We start from the raw sequence: 8,207 nt of genomic DNA on the forward strand, positions 1-8,207 counted from the left end.
CGAAATGAGGCGGCGGCCCCGCGCGACGCGCCGTGCTCTCGGTGCGCTCCCCAACACGCTGCGTACAGTGAAGCAATCCACCCAACCCCAGGAGGAAAGATGAAATGCCCTACCGATTCAGCAACACTCGTCATGAGCGAACGTAGCGGTGTCGAGATCGACTATTGCCCCGAGTGTCGAGGCGTGTGGCTCGACCGCGGAGAGCTCGACAAGATCATCGACAGCGCCGAGGCCGATTATGCTGCCAGCGCGCCAGCACCTCCCACGGCACCGCGCTCCCAGGACCCGCGCTACCGCAACCCTCAGCACGACGACCGCGACACCAATCGTGGCTACGACGACCGTGATGGTTACCGCGGAAAGAAGAAGGAATCCTGGATCAGCAGCCTGTTTGATTGAAATTTTTCACCGGTTGAGTGGTCGGTGACGCAGCCGGGGCACTCGCCTGCTCCCTGCGAGGTGGAGAGCCCGCAGAGGCGAGCCGCAGCGTCAGCGGATCGCGGCGGCGATCTCCACGCGGGCGGCATCGCCTTCGGGCATGGGCAGGATCGGGTAATTGTGCAGCATCCCGGCGCCCTCGTGGTAGTCGACCTCGAGCCCGGCCGCGGCCGCCAGCGGCAGGAACCGCAGCGCGTCGGCGTGCACGATGTCACGGGTTCCGCTGAACAGGGTGATCGGCCCGAGGCCTGCCAGGTCGCCGTGGAGGGGGCTCACCCGCCAGTCGTCTTCCGCCAGCTCGGCGCGATACAGGCCGCCGGCCGCGTGGGTGCCGGGAACCGCCAGCATCGGATCGTTCGGCGCGATCACCGCGAGCATGGGGTCGGTGCCACTGATATCGAGCCAGGGTGCGATCAACACGAGCCGGCGCACGGGCGGCAGCGCGCGATCGCGCAACAGCATCGCTACGGCGAGCGACATCCCACCACCGGATGAGTCGCCGATGAGGCTGAGGTTGCCCGCTCCCACCTCCGCGATCACGGATGCCACGAGGTCGGCGACCGCCGGAACGATGACGCTGGCCGTGCCGGTGGGCGCGAGCGGCATAATCGGCACGATGACCGTAGTGCCAGCCTCGACCGCAAGGCTGGCCACGAACGACCAGTGCACCGGGTTGATCTCGAACACGTAGCATCCACCGTGTAGAAAGATTGCACGAGTATCGGGCTCGAGATTCTTCGGCGAGACGTGGTAGACGGGCCAGCCGTTCACCTCATGTCGCGTGATGTCTACCTTCGCCGATAATCGGGCGGACGGCGCAAAGGCTTTCGGTTTCTTCTGCAGTTTCACCACGTTATCGAGCGTGCGTTGCGCGGTCGTGAAACCGCGCTTCGACCCCCTCAGGGTCATGATGAGTGGCGCGAGCCTGCTCAACACGCTCGCCACGGCGGTCAGCCGTCGATGCGCTTGAGAACGTGAATCGGGATGAACACGCCCAGGCTGGAGCAGGCTATTCCGGCGAGAAATACCGGGAACTCCGCACCCTCGACGTAGAACGCCGAACCCATGACGTACAGGCCCGCCACGAAGAGGCCCAGCGAGACGATGAATGCGACGATGTTCACCTCTCCATAATAGCGACGACCTCTCGTCCCCGAGATCACCAGCGGCGTTACTGTCCCCAGTTCTGGGCGAGCTGATCTTTCTTCGCGTTGCCGGCGCTATCCTAGGCGGCGATGGATACCTACCTGCCCTTCGTCGGATTCGTGCAATTCCCCCGTCAACCGCACGACCTCACCGACAGGGTGTGCCCCGCGTGCTTCGCCGAGCGGGCGGGCGCGATCTGCGGTAGCTGCGGTCTCGATCTTGCGAGCCCGCTGATGGGGCAACTCGATGCGGCGTCGATGGATGCCACGGCCAGTCTCGATCGCCGGCTCGAGCTGATCGGGCGCATCCGGTACGCCTCGTCGGCGGCGCTCGTCGCGGAGCCGGCCGCTCCGGCCGCGGTTGCTGCGGATTTTGTGCCCCCGAGTGCTGCTCCCCCGCCCGTGGGGACAGCGCCGCCCGTTGCGACGGTGCCTCCCGTGACGGCCACTCCACCTGCCACTCCCGCCGCGACACCGATCGCACCCCGCCGTCACCTCGGTGTGCAGGTCATCCTGCTGATCGTCGGAGTCTCGCTGCTGTCGGTGGGCGCGATCTTCTTCCTCGTGTACGCCTTCATCACGTTCGGCCTGGTCTGGCGGTCGGTCATCATCGTGGCCGTGACGATTGCGGCAATCACCGGCGCCACACTGCTAAAAAGACGTCGGCTCACCGCCACCGCCGAGGCGATTGCTGCCCTCGGGATTGTCTTCGTGTACCTCGATGTTTTTGCCGTCAGGGCGAACAACCTGTTCGGCGCGGCCGACGCAGACGGCCTGATGTATTGGGGCATCGCGTTGCTGGTAGCTGCCATCGGATTCACGATCTGGCACCGGTTCTCGGGCCTTCGACTGCCCAGCATCGTCGCCTTCACCACGTTCGCGCCTGCCCTCGCGCTGCTGGTTGGCGACGCCACCACGCCGCTCGAGGATGGCGTGCGGGTGTTCGCAAGTTTTGCCGCTCTGGCACTGGGTGGCCTGATCCATCCGCTCGGGCAACATCGCGTGGAAAAGTTCATCGTCGGGAGTTGTGGGATTGCGGGGCTGGTGTTAGCTGGACTCATCGCACCGTTTATGGTCGGCGAGGATTGGATTCCCGCGGTCGAGCTAGGTGTCGTCGCCCTCATCGCGCTGGCCCATGTGGCCCTGATCGCCAGGGTTGGAACGCCCGTGACCATCGGACGCATCGCCGCCGGTATCGGGGCCGTGGCTGCGGCGAGCGTCACCCTCGTCGTCGCTGTTCGCGTTGACGACACCGGATTCCTCGCCTTCGCGCCACTCGTCGCTGCTGCCGTCGTCGCCGTCGCCCTCGAGCTCGTGGCCCGCAGAATAGCCAGCCGGCCCGCGGGTGGCTTCGCCATGGTCGCCGCCTGGTCAGCGGCGGCGATCGGGATGCTCACGCTGCTGGTCTCCGCGGTGTTCGCGGTCACACCCGCGGTCATGCTGGCCGCCTCCGTGTCGCTGCGCTGGATTGTCGCCGGCGGATCCGCCGTGACGGTCGCGCCCGAAGGGGCGGCAGCGCTCCTCGCGCTGCTGGTCGTCGTGGTGCTCGTCAGCGCGGCGTGGGCGTTCTCCGGCGCGCTCGACGACAGGCTGCTCGTTGTGGTTGCCGCCGGATGCGCGATCCTGTTACTGGCGCCACCCCTGCTCGGAGTGCTGTGGGCTGCGGTTGCCGCCTGGCTGCTCGTCGCCGCCGCGAGCGTGGGCGCGCTCGGCGTTGCCCGGGCGCGGAACTGGAGCACGGGCATCCGGATCACGATCGCCGCCAGTGGCACCGTGGCGCTGGGGCTGGCGTACACCTCCTCGTGGGCGAGTATCGACACCTGGTGGTACGGCTCGGTCGGCACCGTCGCGATCCTGGTTGCGGTGCGGGCCGTCACTGCCAGTGTCGCGGTGCGGGCATCCACGCTCGGTGTCGCCTCGGTTCTCGCCCTGGTCGCCGCGGGCGCCGAGGGTTGGCACATCAACGAACGATTTGCCGGTGGAACGGGCGCCGGGATCGAATCAACCCACACGGTCGCGATCCTCGCCGTCGTGCTGCTGATAATCTCGGCACTTTTGGCGCGCCGACTCTCGATTGCCGAGACTCGGGTGCTCTTCTGGATATCCCTGGTCACCTCCGCGTGGGTCGTCGGCTTCAGCTTGGTGGGCTGGGTAAACTCCGCAATCTTGGAGCAGCTCGTGCTCCCTCACTTCGCCACGATCCTGATACTGGGTGCCACGCTCGTGGCCGCACTCGTGCTGTGGACTCTGGTTCGCATCACGGAGGCATTTCGGATCGAGCGGATCGCGGCATCCATTTTGCTGACGCCTGCCCTGACCTGGAGCCTCGATTCTCTCGCCCGGGCGCTTTCTCCGGCAGCGAGAGAGGTGGCTTTTGGCATCAGTATTGCGCCGATTGTGGCGGCGGCCATCATCGCGGCCTGCGCCCTGGCCTTCGCAACTCTCCGACCGGCAACCGCGCTCCGCCGTACTCTCGAGATCGGTGTCGCACTGGTGGCCATCCCCACCACGCTCATCGCGATCGCCGGACAGGTGGATGCTACGTGGTTGGTGCTTCTCATCGCCGCCGTTGCCGTGCTTCTCGCCGCGATCTCACGCGACGGGCTGTTCGCCTCGGTGTCGCCCCGGAAGCACCTGGGATGGCTCGCCCTGGCGTTGGCACTCGGTGCCCTGTGGTGGCAGCTCACCAGCAGCGAGGTCGTCGATGTCGAGCTATACGTGCTGCCACTGGCCGGAGCGCTGCTGCTGATCGCGTTGCCGGTGTGGCGCGCCTCCGACCGCAGGCAGGGAGGAGCCGGCCCAGCACCCTTCATCGCGCTCGCCGGCCTGCTGGTGGGGATACTGCCGATCGCCGCGGTGTCCATGACCGGCCCGGTCACCCGAACCATCGTGATCGCCGCGGTGTGCGCGGCGCTTCTGCTGGCCGCCAGCCTCGGCGTGCGAACGGGTGCTCTGCGGCCCTACCTCGATAGCACCGCGATCGCGGCTGCCGGCGGGCTCATCATCGCCGGCTTCGGGCGCCCGATCGTTCTTGCCCAGGCCGGGCGTGGTGACGACCTGCAGATCGACGTGTGGGTCGCTTCGACCTTCGTCGTGCTCGTAGTTGCCGCGATCGTCCAGGCAAGAGTGAACGACGAGAAGACTCGCCACCGCCGGATCGAGGCCAGCGAGGTCGTCGTGGTGCTGGCCATGGCCGGCCTCGTCCTGATCGAACTGGCCGTCATCGGTGAGGACGGCGTCGGCACCGCGCGCGCGATGACGGTGATCGTGGTGCTCAGTGCCCTTCATGTCGTCGGCTTGCTCATCGCCCGCGCACCCTTCGTCAGCATCGTCGGCTGGATCGCGCTCGCGGGCGCCTCGATCACGGCCATCGCCGCGATCGTGGTGGGTGCGGTCGACCCCTTCGAGTGGACGACTGCCACACTCGCGGCCGCGCTGCTCACGGTGGGCGCCGTGACGCTCGCGCGCCGAACCGAGGAGGGAAGCTGGCCGTGGCTTGCACCCGGAATTCTCATGCTGGTGCTGCCGTCGCTGCTGGCCACCTTCACGCTGGCCACCGATACGCCGGCTCCGATCTTCAGACTCGTCGGTCTCGGCGTCGTCTGCATTATCGCCATCGCTGTGGGCGCACTGGCTCGGCTGCAGGCACCGCTGATCCTCGGCTCTGTCGTCGTATTGGTGCATGCGTTGCGCACCTTCGCGCCGCAACTGCTCGCCGTCTACCAGCTCACCGAATGGTGGGTGTGGGCCGTGGTCGGTGGGGCGATCATCCTGTTCATCGCCCTCACGCTGGAGAAACGCGTTCGCGACCTGAAGTCGTTCGGAAGCAGGGTCTCAGCGCTTCGGTAGTGATCGGGTCAGCGCTGCAGCCAGGCCAACACGGCCAGCACACGCCGGTGATCGGTGCCCGAATCATCCAGCCCCAGCTTCTGGAAAATGGATGTCACGTTTTTCTCCACCGCGCCCGTGCCGATCACCAGCGCGGCCCCGACCGCAGCATTCGTGCGCCCCTCGGCCATCAGCGCGAGCACCTCGTGCTCCCGAGGCGTCAAGGTGGCCAGAGGGTCATGGCGGCGGCCGAGCAGTTGGGCCACCACCTCCGGGTCGAGCACCGTGCCGCCGGCGGCGATGCGTTGCACGGCATCTTTCAGCTCATCGAGGGAGGCGACCCGGTCTTTCAGCAGGTAGCCAATGCCCCCACTGCCGCTCGAGAGCAGCTCCTGGGCGTAGGCGACCTCAACATATTGCGAGAGCAACAGGATGCCGAGCCCGGGAATGAGCCCACGCGCGGCGATCGCCCCGCGCACGCCCTCGTCGCGGAAGGTGGGCGGCATCCTGACATCCAGGATGGCAAGGTCTGGTGCGATGTCCTGAAGCCCGGCCAGCAGCTCTACCGCGTTGCCGTACGAACCAACGACCTCGAATCCGGCTTCGTCGAGCACCCGAACGAGACCTTCACGCAGCAGCACCGAGTCGTCAGCCACCACCACCCGCAATGCCGTCATGCCCCAAGACTGGCATGACTCAGGGGTGTTGCGCTCCCGTCGGTAGGGGCATGCGGGCCGTGACGGTGGTGGGACCACCGGCGGGGCTGCTCAACTCGAGTGTGCCGCCCAAACCGCGCAAGCGTTCCTGCAGCCCGGCAATTCCGTGCCCGGCAATCGAGAACGCCCCGCCCATCCCGTTGTCGGTGACGACGATGGTCAGCCACGATTCTGCCCGGTCGGTCGCTTCTAGGAGCGACACGCGAACCTCAACCTCCGTCGCGCCCGAGTGCTTCGCGGCGTTCGTCAGGGCCTCACTGGCGACGAAGTAGGCGTTGCGCTCGATCTCCTGCGCCAGCGCGGTGCCCGTCGGCAGCTCGTCGACGATCCGCGTCGGCACGGCACTGCGGACCGCCGCCGATTCGAGCGCGGCTACCAGCCCGCGATCGAGCAGGATGGGCGGGGCGAAACCTCGCGATAACGCGCGAAGCTCGTCAAGGGCATCCTTCGACTGCTGCATGGCTTCGGCAATGAGGCCTCTGGCCTTCTCGGGATCAGCCTCGAGCTGCCGGTCTGCGGCGGCAAGATCCATCTGCATTCGCACCAGTCGCTGTTGCGGGCCGTCGTGGATGTCACGCTCCAGCCGGCGAAGCGAGTGACCTTCCGCAGACTGCGCGGCTCCGCGAGATTCGCTGAGAGTGGCGACCTGGCGCTGCAGGGCATCCGACTTCCAGGCGCTCAGCATGCCGCGCGCGACGAGCCAGTGCAGCGACGTGAGCCCGCGGGTGACGATCGGAAGAGTCGCGGTGAACACGATGCCGAGAGCGAGGTAGAGCACGTTATCGACAGTGCGAGCATCGAAGATCGCGGTGGGGAAAAGCCATTCAGACAGGTACCAACCCTGTTCGCCCTGTGGAATGAATAAGTTCCAGAACCAGAACGTGAGACCGCCCAGCGCTACCGATACCCAGACAACCATGATCACCCAGGTCACGGTCTTGATTACGAAGTCGACGACCATGGTGTGGAGCAGGTACAGCCAGTAGTGCCCGTTACCGAGCAGCGCACGCAGCCAGCCGAAGAAGCCGGTGCGGGCGCGGGCGTCTTGCCATTCGGGCCTCGGAATAGCGGGGCGACCCGTCCACTCGAGCAGCATTATGTCAAGCGTGCCGAACCCCCGGGCGACGTAGAGCGCGCCGATGATCAGCACCACCCCGATAAAGAAGGTGACGAGAGTGCCGATCCCCGTCGAGAATAGCGAGATCACGAGCACGAATCCGGTCAGGGCAATGGGGAATGCGACGACGAGATATGCCAGCTCTGCGGGCAGCCTTCGCCAGAGGCGACCGTAGGCGGTGCCCTTGCGCGATGCGGGTGGAGTGCTCATGGTGTGTGGAGCTAAGTCTGTCGCAATCATGTGTCCAGCCTCACGAATCCCCTGACGACGTGCCAGCAGGCAGGCTCACAGAACAGTGGGGGGGTTAGCCCCCGTTCTCGAAAAGGAACCCCACTAAGCATTGCCTCAGCTTGGTTGCGGAATATCTCAGCCTTACTAACGTTGAGTCAAGACGAAGCGAGAAGGAGTCTCACCATGACTGAAGTTCAGGCAGTTCCCCAAACATCGGCAGACCCGGATGTCACCTCCGGCGTCGCACAGTTTCTCGGCCCGGTCGTCACCGATCTGACGGCGCTTTCGGTTGATGGAAAGCAGGCGCACTGGCACGTGCGCGGTGCCAACTTCCAGGCCGTTCACCTCCTGCTTGACGACGTGGTCACCCACGTTCGCGAGTACGCCGACACTGCGGCGGAACGAGTCGTGGCCCTCGGACTGCCGATCGATGCCCGCATCCAGACCGTGGGCCTGAGGGCAACCACCCCGACGCTCACCGCGGGATTCCAGCAGTCGGAGACCGTCATCGCCGACGTCATCGCCTCGATCGACGCGACTCTCGTGACCGTCCGCACCGCCGTTACCGAGCTGGCCGACCTCGACCCGGTGAGCCAGGATGTCGCCATCGAAATCGCCCGCGGCCTGGAAAAAGACCGCTGGTTCCTGTTCGCGCATCTCGCGACGAAGTAGCGGCCCGCGTCGGCGGTGCGCGAGCACTCACCGGACCGGTCGGTTTAGACCAGTGCGGGC

At 66.2% G+C, this 8,207-nt stretch carries 7 protein-coding genes; 3 read left to right on the plus strand and 4 right to left on the minus strand.

What is annotated here, in order from left to right; genetic code table 11:
* Positions 1-99 precede the first annotated feature (99 nt).
* Positions 100-399 carry a zf-TFIIB domain-containing protein gene (locus tag RMN95_RS02420; protein ID WP_309615374.1) on the plus strand — a complete coding sequence of 100 codons (300 nt, stop codon included), beginning with the start codon at positions 100-102 and terminating at the stop codon, positions 397-399.
* A 90-nt stretch (positions 400-489) separates the two neighbouring features.
* Here RMN95_RS02420 and RMN95_RS02425 read toward each other — a convergent pair whose 3' ends face one another.
* Complete coding sequence (locus RMN95_RS02425) at positions 490-1,347, minus strand: alpha/beta hydrolase (protein WP_309615368.1); 858 nt, start codon at positions 1,345-1,347, stop codon at positions 490-492.
* 41 nt (positions 1,348-1,388) lie between these two features.
* On the minus strand, positions 1,389-1,562 hold the full coding sequence (locus RMN95_RS02430) for a hypothetical protein (protein ID WP_309615369.1): 174 nt from the start codon (positions 1,560-1,562) through the stop codon (positions 1,389-1,391).
* Positions 1,563-1,673: 111 nt separating this feature from the next.
* On the opposite strand from RMN95_RS02430, the gene RMN95_RS02435 reads away from it, so the two are divergent.
* Complete coding sequence (locus tag RMN95_RS02435) at positions 1,674-5,432, plus strand: SCO7613 C-terminal domain-containing membrane protein (protein ID WP_309615370.1); 3,759 nt, start codon at positions 1,674-1,676, stop codon at positions 5,430-5,432.
* Between the two features lie 8 nt (positions 5,433-5,440).
* Here RMN95_RS02435 and RMN95_RS02440 read toward each other — a convergent pair whose 3' ends face one another.
* Positions 5,441-6,088 (minus strand): response regulator transcription factor, encoded by a 648-nt coding sequence (locus RMN95_RS02440; RefSeq protein ID WP_309615371.1) that lies wholly within the window; start codon positions 6,086-6,088, stop codon positions 5,441-5,443.
* Positions 6,089-6,107: 19 nt separating this feature from the next.
* Complete coding sequence (locus RMN95_RS02445; protein WP_309615372.1) at positions 6,108-7,454, minus strand: sensor histidine kinase; 1,347 nt, start codon at positions 7,452-7,454, stop codon at positions 6,108-6,110.
* Positions 7,455-7,658: 204 nt separating this feature from the next.
* Between RMN95_RS02445 and RMN95_RS02450 the strand changes: the two genes are divergently transcribed.
* On the plus strand, positions 7,659-8,147 hold the full coding sequence (locus RMN95_RS02450; RefSeq protein WP_309615373.1) for a DNA starvation/stationary phase protection protein: 489 nt from the start codon (positions 7,659-7,661) through the stop codon (positions 8,145-8,147).
* Positions 8,148-8,207 lie beyond the last annotated feature (60 nt).

Origin of the sequence: Salinibacterium sp. (assembly GCF_031364185.1) — a bacterium.
In the GTDB taxonomy this organism is placed as follows: domain Bacteria; phylum Actinomycetota; class Actinomycetes; order Actinomycetales; family Microbacteriaceae; genus Rhodoglobus.

What these genes read in the sequence shown, in the direction of transcription:
- RMN95_RS02420 (WP_309615374.1), top strand. Translation starts at nt 100, where the DNA reads ATGAAATGCCCTACCGATTCAGCAACACTCGTCATGAGCGAACGTAGC.
- RMN95_RS02425 (WP_309615368.1), bottom strand. Translation starts at nt 1,347, where the DNA reads ATGACCCTGAGGGGGTCGAAGCGCGGTTTCACGACCGCGCAACGCACG.
- RMN95_RS02435 (WP_309615370.1), top strand. Translation starts at nt 1,674, where the DNA reads ATGGATACCTACCTGCCCTTCGTCGGATTCGTGCAATTCCCCCGTCAA.
- RMN95_RS02440 (WP_309615371.1), bottom strand. Translation starts at nt 6,088, where the DNA reads ATGACGGCATTGCGGGTGGTGGTGGCTGACGACTCGGTGCTGCTGCGT.
- RMN95_RS02445 (WP_309615372.1), bottom strand. Translation starts at nt 7,454, where the DNA reads ATGAGCACTCCACCCGCATCGCGCAAGGGCACCGCCTACGGTCGCCTC.
- RMN95_RS02450 (WP_309615373.1), top strand. Translation starts at nt 7,659, where the DNA reads ATGACTGAAGTTCAGGCAGTTCCCCAAACATCGGCAGACCCGGATGTC.